This is a genomic window from Vibrio sp. QJM3NY_39 (genome assembly GCF_057785895.1).
This window is the reverse complement of sequence record NZ_CM173506.1, coordinates 1,166,552-1,181,569: the sequence shown is the minus strand read 5'-3', so window position 1 is coordinate 1,181,569 and position 15,018 is coordinate 1,166,552. Positions and strand designations below refer to the sequence as shown.

Here is a 15,018-nt window from a genome sequence, read left to right as displayed (position 1 = left end):
GGCTTTAGATACAGACTAAAAGGTTGGGCAATAGCTCAACCTTTTTCATATTCAAATATTCTGACTAACTTCATCAATGCTTTTTCTGGTTAAGTGGTGCTAAATCCGTATCATAGGTGAACCACATCAAATAATTAGAAGCATCATGTCACAACACCATCCGATCCAAGGCGCTAGCTGGATGCTAACCGCAGGCCTAGCCTTTGCCGTCATTAACAGCCTAACTCAAATCGCTAGCATTCATTTCGGACTTACTTCTACTACCGTTGCCGTCATTCAATACGCCATCGCGTTGTTCGCTATTCTTCCTTATCTGAAAACGCTGGGCATTCGCCGCGCGCTAAAAACCGACAACCTCAAGTTGCATGTATTCCGTGTGTTTTTATCGGTAATTGGTATTCAACTTTGGATATGGGCGCTGGCTTACCCTGTTCCTATTTGGCAAGGCATTGCCCTTCTCATGACGTCGCCACTGTTTGCAACCATAGGTTCAGGGCTTTTCCTCAAAGAGAAAGTTGGAGCTGCTCGCTGGGGCGCGACCTTAGCAGGTTTCGTGGGTGCGATGGTGATTCTAGAGCCGTGGGCTGAGGACTTTAATTGGGCAACGCTACTACCGATTGGCGCCGCTTTCTTTTGGGCATGCTACTCACTAATGGTGAAAAAGCTCTCTTCACAAGACAGCCCTTCTACCATGGTGGTCTACCTTTTACTATTGATTACGCCATTTAACATCCTACTTGCTGCGCCAGATTGGCAGACTCCAAGCGGCGGTACGATTTGGGCTATCTTAATTGTCATCGGTGTTATGACGGCACTCGCTCAATGGGCAATTGTAAAAGCCTACTCAGTCGCTGATGCTTCATTCGTACAACCATTTGACCACGCAAAATTACCGCTAAATGTCCTAGCAGGTTGGATTGTATTTAGCTGGGTTCCACCGGGTCGTTTATGGCTCGGGGCTGCTATTATTATTGCGTCAGTCGCATTTATAACGCACTGGGAAACGAAAAAGCCGTCAAAACTGAAGAAAGTTTAGGGTTAGTGAAATAAATAGTTCAACTGTCCGTTCTATATGGATAAGAGAATTCAAACGAGGCCGTAACCATGAAGAAACCAGTCAAGATTACACTATACCGTTGGGCAGGCAGCTGGGGTCCATTTAAAGTTAATATCCCATGTGGGGAATGTACCCTTACCAAAGACATTCTTAAGGATACTTTTGAGAATGAATTATCAGATGTCGATGTCGAACTGGAAGTGAAAGATTGGTTGTCTCACTGGTGGGAGCCTCTAAAACTGGGCTCTTGGCATGCTCCAATCCTTGTTGTTGAAGGCAAGGTTGTAAGCCAAGGCGAAGCGCTTAACCGCGGTGTGTTAGTTCAATCCGTGATCAAAGAGTGGACCAAACGCGACAGCCTAAAAGGCAACATCGTTTATGGTAAAGCGACCTGTCCATTCTGTGTTAAGGCAAAGAAAATGCTTGATGAAGCGGGTGTTGAATACCAATACCACGATGTTGTGAAAGACAGCGCAGCTTTGTATCGCATGATTCCAGAGGTCAAAGCGCACATTGGTGAGAAAACACCAGTAACCGTTCCTCAGATCTGGCTCGATGGTAAATACATCGGTGGAGCAGACAACTTAGAAGCGTGGATGAAAGAAAATGGTTTAGATACCATTCCAAATAACGTTGTCGACCTGTCCAACCAATCGGCAGGCTAAACTCACACAGAGTTACAAATCCGATCGGGAATTAATCAGTGTTTTTTTGTGTCCATCCACAACAAAACGAGCGATGACCTTCATTAATCGCTAAAACGAAAAAGGCCTTAAACTTCATCGAGTTTAAGGCCTTTTTAAATTCCGTTTTTGAAAATGCTTATTTCGCCATTTTCTTCATCATTCGCTTAAAGAATGATGCTTTTTTTGGCTTTGGCTTGCCATACAATGCTTCGTGCATCATGTTTTTTGCTACCATTTGACCAAGGTATGCGTGGCCTAGTTCGTAATTCATGCTTATCTCCGCACATAATCGATTTTCTTATGCGCGGATTCTACACTTAAAGCGGCCAAAAACAAGACTTACATCACACTTTTATGTAATTAAATTCCGAATTTACATGTAAATTTATAAATAGAACGCAATAAAAAAGCAGCTCAATAAGCTGCTTTTAGAAAAAGGCTGAGTTCCAAAAACCGTTAGTTCTAAAGATACCTTTCAAACGAAGCTGTTATAACACTAGCTACGCTTTGGCTGTCTGTAAGTTTTACCCGCAATTTGGTATGTGTCTTTTTGCTTTAACTCAAACATAGTTTCAAAGAACCAAGCTGCAAATTTGATTAAGTCATCGCCTTCATTCATGACATGTTCGATGTACTCTTGCTCTTCGCCTTGTTCATTTTCTTGAAGCGTCACGTGGTAAATACGCTTTTCGCCTTCTACTTCAGCTAGCGCAAATTGACCTGTTAGTGATCCAGCAGCCTCAGCGACTTCTGTATCCTCATTGGATTTCAATAGCTCAAGCGCTTGAGGCAGGCCATCTAGTGCGCAGATAGCTTTTACCAGTACTTCAAATTCATTTTGCTGCATGTTTATTACCTATTAAATGGACGCAGGTATTGTAGAAAACCATCCATACAAATACAACGTATTAACGACTGTACGCTGAACTATAGCGAGCTAATTGTTTAACTGTACTCTACTTCAACTGTTTAACTGTACTCTACTTCAGCTGTTTAACTGTATTCTACTTCGGTAGCTGCGACTTTCTTATTCATTTTGGTTGAAGACCAAAGTACTGTGCCCATGCAAGCACCAATAATCAGATAGAACACGCCAAGTTGTAGGTGAGTTTTCACCCAACTTTCCACCAAATATCCTCCTAACAAGCCCGCCAAGCACATCTGAATTGAGCCTGACAATGCCGACACTGCGCCCGCTTGCTTCTTATGAGGTTCTAACAACATACTGATCGATAGAGGGAACGAGATACCTTGCGCTATCGCCAACCAAGTAAACGCCCAAACTAAGTTAAAGATGGATAACTCATGAGTAAGAAGCCAAGTTCCCGACGCCAAGATAATCAAGATAGCTATGCTCATCAATTGCGGAGTGCTAAACCTACGATTGAGCAAGTTCAAAGCCACACTACCTATCAGTAAGCCTGCCGAAGGGACAATCATCAATGAGCCATATTCAGCAGCGGTCAGCCCTAACTGCTCTTGCATTAAGAATGGAAACAGCGATAAAGATACCAAACTTGCCATGTAGCTCATCCAGTTATAACTGGCACTGGTCAACACTTGGCGGTTAGTCATCAAGCGTCCGTAGTTCTTCACCACTTGGCAGGCATCAAAGCGACTCTTTCCATATGGCAAAGTCTCAGGCAACACAAAGTAACCCAGAGTGAATATTGCCAGTAGATACAGTAGAACAAACAGGAACACCGCCTGCCAACCTAGGTGGAATGAAATCCAACCACCAAATACGGGCGCAATGATCGGCATGATCGAAGCGGTGATCGAAATATAAGACAACGCTTTAGTCAGTTGAGGGCCATCATAGCTGTCGCGAAGCACACTTCGTCCGAGAACCGAGGCGCTACCCGCCCCTAAACCTTGCAACAAGCGACCAACCTCTAGCGCCGTCATGTTGTCAGAAAAAACAACACAAACGACAGTACCAATCAAATAAACACCCTGACCTAACAAAAAGATAGGTCTTCTTCCCACTGCATCAGACATCGGCCCGTAAAATAGCTGAGACAGGCCAAAACCCACAAGAAACAGCGTGACGAGCAGCTGTACATCTACCTGAGTCACACTTAAATCAGAAGCAATTAACGGCAATGATGGCAAGTAGATGCTCACACCCACCTGCCCCGTAGCAATAATCATCATTGCTAAAAGTAACGGCGTTTTTTTAAAGGTCGATTGGCTCAAAAAATTCCCTATTCGTTTGATATTTGTTCATGATATAAGTTTATATTCAAAACCAGTAATTGATAATTAACCAAATTGGAATTTAATTAAGTCCTAGCAGGAAATAATATGGATTGGATTCTCAACGTAAAAAGCTACGTTAGAGTGGTAGAAGAAGGCAGTTTCAATGGCGCCGCTCGCAAACTTAACACCACCAGCTCGGCGATCAGCAAAAGAGTAAACTGGCTCGAAGAGCGTATCGGTACTCAACTTTTAAAACGCACCACTCGTTCAATTAACCAAACCGAAGCGGGTGCACTCTTTTACTTACGGGCCAAGGATCAACTCGACAATTGGCAGTCAATTATTGATGAGACTCGCTCGGTTAACCAAACCCCGGCAGGCCTCTTAAAGATTGGCGCGACGATTGCTGTTGGCTCTAAATTTCTCGTGCAATACATGGACGACTTCTTAGAAAAATACCCAGATATTAAGGTGCAGCTGATCACGACCACGCCAGGCCAATTGCCTGAACTTGGCTTGGATCTCGTGATCAGTCGTGAACTGGAACAGCTCAACTCATTAAGCTTCAAGAAAACACCGCTGTTTGAACACAAGGCCAGTTTCTATGCTGCGCCGAGTTATCTTGCCAAACATGGTTATCCCACCAACGAGCAAGACTTAGAACAACACAACTCCTTAATATGGGGAGAGCGCCCTACCCGTGAAGTCACACTCACCAAAGGGCAGCGCATCACTTTGAACGGCAACTTTGCGACCACCAACCCTGAGGCTTTGTTTCACGCGGCGAAACGAGGAATGGGTGTGCTGTTAACCATCAAAGCAATGATCAAAGAGGATCTTAAACAAGGGACATTAGTTCCAGTATTGCCAAATATTACCGCCGACGAAGTGATGGTTTACGCATACTACCCTAAGCTTGATTACTCACATACGCGAACCAAGTTATTTTTGGACCATTTGAAAGATAGGCTAGATAAAGAGCGAAATAACCAGATTTTGTGAAATAAGTCTCAACTTTATTTGAAAAATGATACAACGCGGCCAATAATAAACTAAGCGCATATAAAAATAGATGCGTACAAACTAAACACACAGGCTTACACGCTGGATCTGGTTAACTAGGGATGGTAGCTATGACTCAACAAACGTACAACAATATGATAGACACTGAGCGTATAGGGCGCTTGCTCAAGTTGGAAGGTATCGACCTTTTGGAATCAGCAGTACTTACCCTGCACCAAATGTTCGATACTAAGTACACCACTATCATTGAGAAAAAGTACTTTCCAGACCAAATTGTTCCTTTAGTTATTGCTCATTCTGATCACGTCTTGCATGACAGAATCAACCCTCGTCATGGGCAAATCTATCAGCAAGCCGTCAATCAAAACCACCCTGATTGCTCATTTGCTCAATACGTTGTCAAATCACTACCTACATCTGCCTTTCGGCAAGAGATTACCTCACAGAATTCCATTGCGATTCCTACACGGACTCAAAGCGGTGAAGTCATGGGGGTACTTTTTTCTACGTTTACTTCCCCACTGAGTAATGCTCAGCAACAAGAAGCGATTAAACATCATCAACTTTTTTCGGATATCATCATCCACACCCTGCGTGAGATGTGGTTCAACGATCGCTCCGAGCAACTGGTCAATCAACTCAGCTATGAAGTCTCACACGATAGCTTAACAGGTCTACTTAACCGCAGTTGCTTATCTGATACGCTAGAATCAATCACTCAGCAAAACTCAACACCGTTTACGTTAGCAATACTGGACATTAATAGTTTTAAAGCGATTAACGATCTTCACGGCAACTATATCGGAGACAAAGTACTGCAACATCTGGCTGAGATTTTGAGACGAACACTCCCAGAAAATAACCTCACCTTTAGAACGGCAGGAAATGAGTTCGCCTTCATCACCTATTACGCCGACCCAACCGCAATTTGTGAACAAATCGTCGCCAAAGTAAAACAGGGGTATAACAGTATTGATCTTAGGATCGATTTTGATATCAGCATAGGCATCGCAGGATCAACCGGAGATAGCAAAGACGTAGAGCAAATCATCTTCAACACCAGCTTGGCGTTGAAAGAATGTAAGCAATATTCGGGTACCCATATCAAGTGCTATGACACCCACTTAAGATCTCGATATCAGAGGAAGACCGAGTTAATTGCGGCCTTGAGAAATGAACTTGACAACTCTATCTCGCTGAATAGCGGAATGTATGTTGTGGCTCAGCCGATTGTTGGTCAACAAGACAAACGTTGGAAGTATTTCGAAGTACTCACTCGTTGGAAAACAGAAAAGCACGGCGACATATCCCCAGTTGAGTTTATACAGGTAGCAGAAGAATCCGGACTAATTGTCGAGCTGGGTGAACGCATTATCGAACTAGTATGCCGAGCTAAAACGACATTAGAACAAGGCTTAGGATACAAGGTTAAGCTCGGAATAAACTGTTCCGCCCATGAGCTTACCGACTCTAAGCGTTACATTTCCTACCTCACTCGGACCATTGAACAGCATCACTTTAAGGCTGATGAGTTTGTTATTGAGCTGACCGAAACAGTATTGCTATCTCCAACTCAAGACACTAAAGACGCACTCAACTTTTTGCGAGAACAAGGCTTTACGATTGCGCTAGACGATTTCGGCACCGGTTACTCTAGCTTGAATTACATTCACAGCTACCCGATTGACTGCATTAAAATTGATGCAATTTTCATTCAAAATTTACTCACCAATTCGACATCAGAGAGCGTTGTTTGGTTGATCATCCAGCTTGCTCATCGACTCAACGTATCACTTGTCGCAGAGGGTGTGGAAAAGCGTGAACAGCTAGAGAAACTTCACGATATGGGGTGCGACAAGATCCAAGGATACCTATACTCGCCTCCTATGCGACCTGAAGCTATCGTGAGTTTAGTGACTCATTCTGAAGCGCTCATTCAAAGCCCATAAAAATTAAAATATAAAGCAGTAGCCAGACCAAAATCTAAAAAGCCGCGAAGCATGACTAAATACTGAAGTATTTAGAAAAGCTCTCGCGGCTTGATTAATCGGCCTAATTTAGAGAAATCTATTAACTGTTGTTAGATTGTGCTTCTAAAGCTACCTTTAACAGCTTATCAGCTTCATCTCTTGACGCTACGAACGTCTCTTTTTCCTTTTTAGGCACTGAATCAGCCATCGGAATATTCGCTGTCATCGCATTCACAGGACGACCACGTTCGATTAACTCATAATGCAAGTGTGCCCCCGTCACTCGGCCAGTTTTACCTGACAAGCCAATACGCTGACCACGAGATACCGTTTGTCCTTTACGAACTAAGATCTTACTCAAATGGAGATAACGCGTTTTGTAAGTGCTACCGTGCTGAATAACCACGTAATTACCGGCGTATGGGTGTTTACGGGTCATGATCACTTTACCATCACCCGTCGCTTGAACTGGCGTACCAATTGGCGTCGCGAAATCTGTACCGTTGTGAGGTGAGACTCGGCCTGTCACAGGGTGTAAGCGCTTAGGATTAAACTGAGAACTCTGACGCCATCCACTGCTCACAGGGTAACGTTGGAAAGCACGTTGTAAGCTATCGCCATTGGCATCGTAATATTGCCCATCAGTGTGTAAGTACGCAGAAACAACACGATTACGATTCATGATCTTAATCGCTTCGATTTCACGCTTTCCGGTTGCGACACCATCAACAAATTGCGCTTTCTGAAGCACTTCAAACTGATCGCCAGCACGCAGGTCGCGGCTAAAGTTCAGCTTATCTTTAAGAAGCGTCACAATATGGTCAATCTCAAGACTATTCAGGCCAACCTTGTTCGCCGACATAGAGAAACTGCCGTGAATATCACCCACTAAAGGCTTTTGCTTCCATTCACCAGGAATAGAAATATCTTCAAATTCATAGCTGCCATCTTCAAGTCGTCGGTAAACTGCTTTATCCGCAACACTAAATTGAATTTCCATTTTGGAAAGATTGCCCGTCGCCTCATCACGCCAAAAACGTAATGTGTTACCAGGACGAAGTGTGTCTAGGGCAAGGAAGTTTAAATCGGTTTCCATCACGCTCATCATCGATTTATAAGAAAATCCAAGTTGAGTGAAGATGCTACTCAAGTTATCGCCCGTTTGAATTTGATACTCAAACGTCGGCGGTTCGATAATCGCGACAGAAGAAGGTGATAGGATTGACTCAATAACGGTTGAGTCAGGTAAATCAAGATCGATCGTTTTCGTCAGATCCGATTCTGAAGATTGCAAAGCAATACCAAACGCTGCAATAAGTGGCAGTCCTAAAATAGCTACTTTTTTTACAGGTGAAAGCTCAGCAAACGGAGAAGAAAATATTTTTGAATACACGGTAAACAGGTCTTTCTACGATATAAAGGCATAGGATATGCTTTTCAAACGCATAAATCATCATTGCATTGTCATAATATGATGTGAATCTGCCCAATTTGGACTAAGTCATTGAGTTACCGTAAGTGAAAACTCGCTACACGATTAATAATATTAACCGCCAAATAAAAAAATAAAAAAGCAGAAACGGCTAGTTTCTGCTTTCTATTGATTCACGCTACTTCATCTCGATTAAGCGTTAACCGTCGATACCAAGCAATTGTCTTCACCAAACTCATTCGGGATATAACGATCAGCATTCGCATCGTTCACCCATTGTTGGTCATCAACTAGATAGCGGAATTGAAACTCGCCATCTTTAGGTAGGCGAGTTTTAAATTTGTAAACCTTCCCTTTGGCCAGTTTTTTCATTGGGGTGGCTTTCCAATCAAGAAAGTCAGCAACGATGGATACAGAGTTCGCTTCTTGAGCTTCTAGCTCGAAGGTCACTTCAACTTCATCTTTCGTCTTAAAAAAACGTTTATTAATCATTCGCAAGCTCCATTTGTAAAAATAAGCAGACACCAAGCATAGGAGTGTCTAAATTTCATTCATCTAATTAAGATAATATGTAATTTAGCTCACATAAACAACAGATCCTTGCATTAACGAAAACGTTATTGCTTACCAATTGATTGCGTATCAAAAGAAAAGCTCATTAACACCTTTTCAGAAGGGGATTCTGCAAATGATTGTTCCGCAGAATGCTGAGTAAAGCCGATAAAACCTTCCCCTGTTTGTGTGCTAGCGGATTGTAAATCTTGCTGCTGAGCGACCTCTAAAGTCTGAATTTGCACTCTATCGCCTAGAAAAAGCTGGTCGACTAGCACGACACGGCTTCGCTGCTGGTCATGTTTAAACAAGCCAAGATAATAGAACACGCCACTGCCTTGGTTAGATACCCACATCGGCGCGACAAAGAAACTCGCCTTGCCCAACGTGACGGCTGAAAGGTTGTTGGTGTCTACCGTTACCACACCACGCTCAACACCCGAGTCATAGCGTCCAAAGGCTATAGTTCTAGGTTCATCGACTTCATTAATAAAAGCGTACGCGTTGGTTTCGGGTACTTTAATTGTCCATGGGTTGGTCGTCTTCAAATCAAAAACGGTTTCAACAACAGGGTCATAACTGACTTGAGAAGAAGGAAACTTCGCCAAGATCTCTTCGTCACTTAAGCTAAAGCGATAAATACCCGCCAGTATCACCACAACCAGCATGACAATTGGAATCAGTAAAATCAGAGGTATAGGTAAGATTTTCTTTTTCATGAGCAATTATATTCTTTTGTTTTCATCCAGTTGTGCAGACCATAAAGGGCTTTAGTATAATTATCAATACAGGGTTAACCAGAAGTGGAGCATGGATGGATATCAATCATATTAAAGATAGAAATATCAGAAGTTGCGAATGCCGCTGTGGAGCAGTCAACCTAGTATGCAGAGGCGAGCCTCAACGCACCTCTGTGTGCCATTGCTATGAATGTCAGAAACGCACCGGAAGTGTGTTTGGTGTTCAGGCTCGATTCCCAATAGAACAAGTCACATTAAACGGAGAAGTCACTTCTTTCTCACGCATCAGTGATACGGGCAGTGAAGTGACCTATCAGTTTTGCCCTAAGTGTGGCACCACCATGCTCTTACAATCTGTTGCTGCTGCCGATTTTTATATCGTCCCGCTCGGATTATTTAAAGAGCAAGACTTTCCGCTACCGAGCTTTTCAGTCTACGAAGAACGTAAACACGGCTGGGTCAAATTTGACCATCAAATGAGTCACTACAACTAGCCTGTTACTGACCTTTATCTCGATAAAGCAACGGCATTAGAACAAACTGCAATACTGTTGCCTAAGATCAAATATCAACGCACCACAGCGCTAGCGTATCTTTTCGCTAGCGTTATAATCTGCTCCTCTTTTTAACCCAGGGTGAACCACATGATTTCTAAGCTACCTCGCTGGGTTGAATACGGCGCTTTGTTGCTCGCAGGCCTTGCTGGCAGTGTTAATGCGATTGGCTTACTCGGCTTTCAGCATCAAGCGATCTCCCACATTTCAGGCACCATGTCTTTATTAGGCAGTAGCCTGCTCACACCAACTTCGGCTTCTTTACATCTTTTACTGATTATCATGAGCTTTATGTTAGGTGCAGCCTTCAGCGGATTCTTTATTGAGAACCAAGCACTGAAGTTAGGGCGTCGTTACGGCGTTGCTCTGTGCATTGAAGGGGGGTTGCTATTTTTAGCACTTTGGGCACTGTTACAGGGCTACACTTCAGGCCAATACTTCGCTTCAGCAGCCTGTGGTTTGCAGAACGCGATGATAACGACTTACAGCGGTGCGATCATTCGAACAACGCACATGAGCGGGATCATCACGGATCTTGGGATCATGATTGGTGCTCGCTTAAAGGGGATGCCTTTTGACCGTCGTAAAGCCAAACTACTGATGTTCATTGTGGTTGGCTTTCTGTTTGGTGGTTTAAGCGGAGCTTGTCTGTTCCAGCGCTTTGAAATTTTGGCGCTGGCTTTCCCTGCCTCTTTCGCCTTCATTATCGCATTTAGCTACTGGCTCTACCTGACCTATCGAACTGAAACGCCAGTCAATTTATAAATATCTGGCAATATATCCTCAAATTACGTAACATCCGCAACACTTTATTCTAAACTCTTAATGAGTTGCAGAATAACCAGTGTGAATAGTTAGCGATATTTGATGAATAGTATTGCAAGCACTATCAATACTGGGTAATCTTGCAGCCAGTGAGAAAATACGGATGTTTAGAGAATAAAAACGCCAAGGATGTGGCTTTTTTACATGTAGAAATACGAGAACAATTAACATGTCTAACAACACGAATACTGCTCAACCAGAGAAATCTAAAGGCAGTTTCTGGGTTTTCTTAATCCCATCTCTGATTGGTTTATTCCTTTTCATGGCGCCAATCAGCTACCAAGGTGATCTAACGATCCCTGTCGCTATTCTAGCCAAATCAATTCAAGCGGTTTTCGGTGAGTCTCTAGTTGCTATTATCACTGCAATCGTTGCCTTCATGTCTGTAGCTTCAGTTTTAAGCACCATTTTCAAACCTGCATTCATTACATCGAACTCATTTTTAAGCGGCCTTTTCAACCCATCTCCACTGTGGTTGTTGGTTCGTCTTATCGGTGGTGCTGCAGCATTCATGGCTTTCTTCCAAGTCGGCCCTGAATTTATTTGGGAAGAAAACACCGGCGGTCTCGTGCTAGAAGGCCTATTGCCGACTCTATTTTCAGTGTTTATCTTTGCTGGTTTGTTACTGCCACTACTGCTTAACTTTGGTTTGCTAGAATTGTTTGGCACCTTACTAAGTAAAGTAATGCGCCCAATCTTCAACCTGCCTGGTCGTAGTGCTATCGATTGTATGGCTTCTTGGTTAGGTGACGGCAGTGTCGGTATCCTGCTTACAAGCAAACAATACGAGAAGAAATTCTACACCCAGCGTGAAGCCGCTGTAGTTGGTACGACTTTCTCTGCAGTCTCTATCACGTTCAGCCTTGTGGTTATTGCTCAAGTAGAGCTAGAGCACCTATTCCTACCTTTCTACGCAGCAATCTGTCTAGCGGGTATTGTGGCTGCGGTAATCATCCCTCGCCTTCCGCCACTAAGCATGAAGAAAGACACCTTCATTGATGGCAGCAAGCCTCACAAAGACGCTGACGCGATTCCTGCAGGTCACTCAACATTCTCTTGGGGTCTTGAGCTAGCAGTAAACAAAGCATCACAAGTTAAGTCAGCTAAGTCAGTATTTGCTGAAGGCATCCGTAACGCCGTAGATATGGTATTTGGTGTACTGCCTGTTGTTATGGGCCTTGGTACGATGGCACTGGTTATTGCGGAATACACATCGGTATTCTCATTCCTAGGTCAACCTTTCATTCCATTCCTAGAGCTACTTGGTGTTCCTGAAGCGGTTGCAGCATCTGAAACCATCGTGGTTGGTTTTGCAGACATGTTCATCCCGGCAATCCTTGCGGCTTCTATCGACAACGAGATGACTCGCTTTGTTATTGCAGCAATGTCGGTAACTCAGCTGATCTACATGTCTGAAGTAGGCGCTCTGCTTCTAGGCAGTAAGATTCCAGTGAACATCCTCGAGCTGTTTATTATCTTTATTCTGCGTACGTTAATTACACTTCCGGTTATCGCTGGTGTAGCACATCTAATATTCTAAATTAGACCCTACTGATATAGCGTAATTAAGAACTATTTTATAAAGCCTCACTTTGTGGGGCTTTTTATTGCCAGTAAAGACATTCCCTACCCGCTCAAAATACATTCACCTACCCATCAAAAATACAGCCAAGATATAAAATTGGCATATCATTTAATTTCATATCTGTTTACCTTCCTTCTCGTCTTAGAATAGAAAATCACACACATAAACGTCTAATTAATAAATTATCAATACCAGTAGGCTCTAGGCTCGCGTGTATCTTCAACTCATTGAACCAAATGCTAAAAGTAAAAAATATATGATTTAGTGAATTTTGTATTGTTTAGGTTGTTGTATTTTTGTAGTCTATTTTGTGAAATTACATTCAAGTAAATTTCAATCTCGTCGATATATATAATTAGAAAAACACGATTAACTTTAGACTTCGCAAAGCCTGTGAGAAGGGGAACACTCAATGAAATTTAGCCATAAGGTGGTTGCTGCATCATCAGCCTTGCTGCTAGTGACAGTATCATTGCTTTCAATACAACAACTTTACACCGTAAGAAGTGCTGTAGAAAACCACGTCAATGCGAGCCTAAAAGAGATGGTCTCTGGCGTAAAAAATACAGTCGTATCAGAAATGAACGCCAAGAAAGCGTTGGCTCAATCGACGACTGAAGTCATCGAGATTAACCCTCAAGATCGTACTTACGTAAAAGAAATCCTAGAAAAACCAAAGCTTAAAAACAGCTTCCTAGCGGTTGGCTTTGGTTATGAAGCAAACGGTTTCGTCATTGAGAATGATGACGGTTGGGAAGCCGGTCCAGATTACGACCCAAGAATCCGCCCTTGGTACATTGATGCTAAATCCAAAAACAGTTTAGTGGTTACCGCTCCTTATGTGGATGCATCAAGTAAGAAAGTCATCATCTCTGTGGGTACGCCAGTTAAAGACAGCGGCCGCTTCACGGCAGGTATGTTCTACGATCTAGAATTGACCAACCTTGCGACATTGGTAAACCAAGTGAACTTGTTTGATGCCGGCTACCTATTCCTAGTCACTGCTGACGGCACAACGATTGCTCACCCGAATGCGAAAAACAACGGTGAAACGCTTTCAAGCTACATGCCACAAGCAAGCATTCGTGAAGGCTCTCAAGAAATTGAAGTCGACGGAAAAATGTTCCTAGTGAACTTCACCCACATCCCAAGTGAAGATTGGTACATTGGCGCAATCCTTGATGAAGAGATCGCGTTCCAAACCGTTGAAGACTTGAAAAACAGCTCAATGATCTACTCTTTGATTGCCGTTATTCTCAGCATCATTGCACTGACTGTTCTGATCCGTGTGTTAATGCGTCCACTTGATGTGCTTAACCAAGCAATTCAAGATGTGGCGAGCGGTCAAGGTGACTTAACCAAACGACTAGACACCAACACAGACAAAGAGTTCTCTGACCTAGCAAAAGGTTTCAATACCTTTACTGAAAACCTGCAAAACCAAATCATTCAATCAAAAGCGATTGGTGTTGAGATTAAGCGTGGTACTGAAATCACGGTTAAAGGTGCAGGCGAATCAGCAAACGCGATGAATACCCAACTGCAAGAGCTTGAGCAATTAGCGACTGCAATGAACGAGATGGCAGTGACTGCAACAGAAGTCGCGAACAACGCTCAAGGCGCAGCAGCAGCGGCTCGTGAAGCTGACGAAGCAACGCTAGACGGTACATCTGTAGTCAGTGATACCACTCAAGCCATTGATAACCTTTCAGCACGTATCGACCAAGCGGTTGCAGAAGTACAAGTACTGGAATCAGCGACAGCCAACATCGAAACGATTCTTAAAGTAATCAACGATATTGCAGACCAAACTAACCTACTCGCATTGAACGCAGCGATTGAAGCGGCACGTGCTGGTGAATCTGGTCGTGGTTTCGCAGTCGTAGCCGACGAAGTTCGAACTCTGGCGCAACGTACTCAAGAATCGACCACTGAAATCCGCAACATGATTGAGCAACTCCAAGCGGGTGCAAGCTCAGTATCGAACGCGATGAACCAAAGTAAAGACACAGCCACTGACGCCGTTGAACGCGCTCAGCAAGCAAACTCTTCACTTGACCGCATCCGTGACGCGATTCAGCGTATCTCTGATATGAATATTCAAATTGCTTCAGCAGCAGAAGAGCAGAGCTTAGTAGCGGAAGAGATCAACAACAACACAGTTAAGATCAAAGACCTTTCAACACAAGTATCCAACGCGGCTCAAGAAGCAAACACGGCAATGCAGGTACAAACTGACAATGTTCGCCAACAAGACGAGCTATTGAACAAGTTTACGGTTTAACCGTCTTACCGTTGAGCTAACACTCTGTTTAGTTACTAATAAACAGATTCAAATAAAAAGCCCCGCTTACTGATTGCCAGTAAGCGGGGCTTTCTTTTCGATATTTCC

14 protein-coding genes are annotated in these 15,018 nt (G+C 43.4%); 8 read left to right on the top strand and 6 right to left on the bottom strand.

All coding sequences use genetic code 11. The features are described 5' to 3' along the window. Positions 1 to 145: 145 nt before the first annotated feature. Both AC3CHU_RS21170 and AC3CHU_RS21165 read left to right on the top strand, forming a co-directional pair. The gene (locus AC3CHU_RS21170) at positions 146 to 1,036 is read left to right on the top strand and encodes a DMT family transporter (RefSeq protein ID WP_017089881.1); all 891 of its coding nucleotides are present in this window, start codon (positions 146 to 148) and stop codon (positions 1,034 to 1,036) included. Positions 1,037 to 1,104: 68 nt separating this feature from the next. Beyond that, complete coding sequence (locus AC3CHU_RS21165) at positions 1,105 to 1,722, top strand: glutaredoxin domain-containing protein (protein ID WP_004731823.1); 618 nt, start codon at positions 1,105 to 1,107, stop codon at positions 1,720 to 1,722. A gap of 157 nt (positions 1,723 to 1,879) precedes the next feature. Here AC3CHU_RS21165 and AC3CHU_RS21160 read toward each other — a convergent pair whose 3' ends face one another. From AC3CHU_RS21160 to AC3CHU_RS21150, 3 genes are all read right to left on the bottom strand, one after another. Further along, entirely contained in the window at positions 1,880 to 2,014 is a 135-nt protein-coding gene (locus AC3CHU_RS21160) for a hypothetical protein (RefSeq protein ID WP_004731825.1), read from the bottom strand. 225 nt (positions 2,015 to 2,239) lie between these two features. Continuing rightward, positions 2,240 to 2,590, bottom strand: coding sequence for a hypothetical protein (locus tag AC3CHU_RS21155; RefSeq protein ID WP_004731829.1), 351 nt, complete (start codon positions 2,588 to 2,590; stop codon positions 2,240 to 2,242). A 146-nt stretch (positions 2,591 to 2,736) separates the two neighbouring features. Next, complete coding sequence (locus AC3CHU_RS21150; RefSeq protein ID WP_488525600.1) at positions 2,737 to 3,942, bottom strand: multidrug effflux MFS transporter; 1,206 nt, start codon at positions 3,940 to 3,942, stop codon at positions 2,737 to 2,739. A gap of 108 nt (positions 3,943 to 4,050) precedes the next feature. On the opposite strand from AC3CHU_RS21150, the gene AC3CHU_RS21145 reads away from it, so the two are divergent. Next, a complete protein-coding gene (locus AC3CHU_RS21145; protein WP_004731832.1) occupies positions 4,051 to 4,947 on the top strand; it encodes a LysR family transcriptional regulator in 897 nt (298 codons plus the stop codon). A 131-nt stretch (positions 4,948 to 5,078) separates the two neighbouring features. Then, positions 5,079 to 6,917 carry a putative bifunctional diguanylate cyclase/phosphodiesterase gene (locus AC3CHU_RS21140; protein WP_171328342.1) on the top strand — a complete coding sequence of 613 codons (1,839 nt, stop codon included), beginning with the start codon at positions 5,079 to 5,081 and terminating at the stop codon, positions 6,915 to 6,917. A 121-nt stretch (positions 6,918 to 7,038) separates the two neighbouring features. Here the strand turns inward: AC3CHU_RS21140 and shyA are convergent, their stop codons facing one another. From shyA to AC3CHU_RS21125, 3 genes are all read right to left on the bottom strand, one after another. Next, positions 7,039 to 8,331, bottom strand: a complete 1,293-nt coding sequence (shyA, locus tag AC3CHU_RS21135) for a peptidoglycan DD-endopeptidase ShyA (RefSeq protein WP_054545752.1) — start codon at positions 8,329 to 8,331, stop codon at positions 7,039 to 7,041. A gap of 231 nt (positions 8,332 to 8,562) precedes the next feature. Then, entirely contained in the window at positions 8,563 to 8,862 is a 300-nt protein-coding gene (locus AC3CHU_RS21130) for an isoamylase early set domain-containing protein (RefSeq protein ID WP_009845720.1), read from the bottom strand. Between the two features lie 125 nt (positions 8,863 to 8,987). Then, positions 8,988 to 9,641 (bottom strand): hypothetical protein, encoded by a 654-nt coding sequence (locus AC3CHU_RS21125; RefSeq protein ID WP_488525599.1) that lies wholly within the window; start codon positions 9,639 to 9,641, stop codon positions 8,988 to 8,990. A 32-nt stretch (positions 9,642 to 9,673) separates the two neighbouring features. Here AC3CHU_RS21125 and AC3CHU_RS21120 point away from each other — a divergent pair, with 32 nt between their 5' ends. The 4 genes from AC3CHU_RS21120 (at position 9,674) to AC3CHU_RS21105 (ending at position 14,910) form a co-directional block, all read left to right on the top strand. Then, the gene (locus AC3CHU_RS21120) at positions 9,674 to 10,156 is read left to right on the top strand and encodes a GFA family protein (RefSeq protein WP_017077401.1); all 483 of its coding nucleotides are present in this window, start codon (positions 9,674 to 9,676) and stop codon (positions 10,154 to 10,156) included. A 150-nt stretch (positions 10,157 to 10,306) separates the two neighbouring features. Further along, positions 10,307 to 10,981, top strand: a complete 675-nt coding sequence (locus AC3CHU_RS21115; protein ID WP_004731845.1) for a YoaK family protein — start codon at positions 10,307 to 10,309, stop codon at positions 10,979 to 10,981. A 229-nt stretch (positions 10,982 to 11,210) separates the two neighbouring features. Continuing rightward, the gene (locus tag AC3CHU_RS21110; protein WP_237288701.1) at positions 11,211 to 12,581 is read left to right on the top strand and encodes a YjiH family protein; all 1,371 of its coding nucleotides are present in this window, start codon (positions 11,211 to 11,213) and stop codon (positions 12,579 to 12,581) included. 457 nt (positions 12,582 to 13,038) lie between these two features. Then, positions 13,039 to 14,910 carry a methyl-accepting chemotaxis protein gene (locus tag AC3CHU_RS21105; protein ID WP_114634832.1) on the top strand — a complete coding sequence of 624 codons (1,872 nt, stop codon included), beginning with the start codon at positions 13,039 to 13,041 and terminating at the stop codon, positions 14,908 to 14,910. Positions 14,911 to 15,018 lie beyond the last annotated feature (108 nt).

Coding starts and splice junctions, on each gene's coding strand:
- AC3CHU_RS21170 (WP_017089881.1), top strand. CDS start 146: ATGTCACAACACCATCCGATCCAAGGCGCTAGCTGGATGCTAACCGCA.
- AC3CHU_RS21165 (WP_004731823.1), top strand. CDS start 1,105: ATGAAGAAACCAGTCAAGATTACACTATACCGTTGGGCAGGCAGCTGG.
- AC3CHU_RS21160 (WP_004731825.1), bottom strand. CDS start 2,014: ATGAATTACGAACTAGGCCACGCATACCTTGGTCAAATGGTAGCAAAA.
- AC3CHU_RS21155 (WP_004731829.1), bottom strand. CDS start 2,590: ATGCAGCAAAATGAATTTGAAGTACTGGTAAAAGCTATCTGCGCACTA.
- AC3CHU_RS21145 (WP_004731832.1), top strand. CDS start 4,051: ATGGATTGGATTCTCAACGTAAAAAGCTACGTTAGAGTGGTAGAAGAA.
- AC3CHU_RS21140 (WP_171328342.1), top strand. CDS start 5,079: ATGACTCAACAAACGTACAACAATATGATAGACACTGAGCGTATAGGG.
- AC3CHU_RS21130 (WP_009845720.1), bottom strand. CDS start 8,862: ATGATTAATAAACGTTTTTTTAAGACGAAAGATGAAGTTGAAGTGACC.
- AC3CHU_RS21125 (WP_488525599.1), bottom strand. CDS start 9,641: ATGAAAAAGAAAATCTTACCTATACCTCTGATTTTACTGATTCCAATT.
- AC3CHU_RS21115 (WP_004731845.1), top strand. CDS start 10,307: ATGATTTCTAAGCTACCTCGCTGGGTTGAATACGGCGCTTTGTTGCTC.
- AC3CHU_RS21110 (WP_237288701.1), top strand. CDS start 11,211: ATGTCTAACAACACGAATACTGCTCAACCAGAGAAATCTAAAGGCAGT.
- AC3CHU_RS21105 (WP_114634832.1), top strand. CDS start 13,039: ATGAAATTTAGCCATAAGGTGGTTGCTGCATCATCAGCCTTGCTGCTA.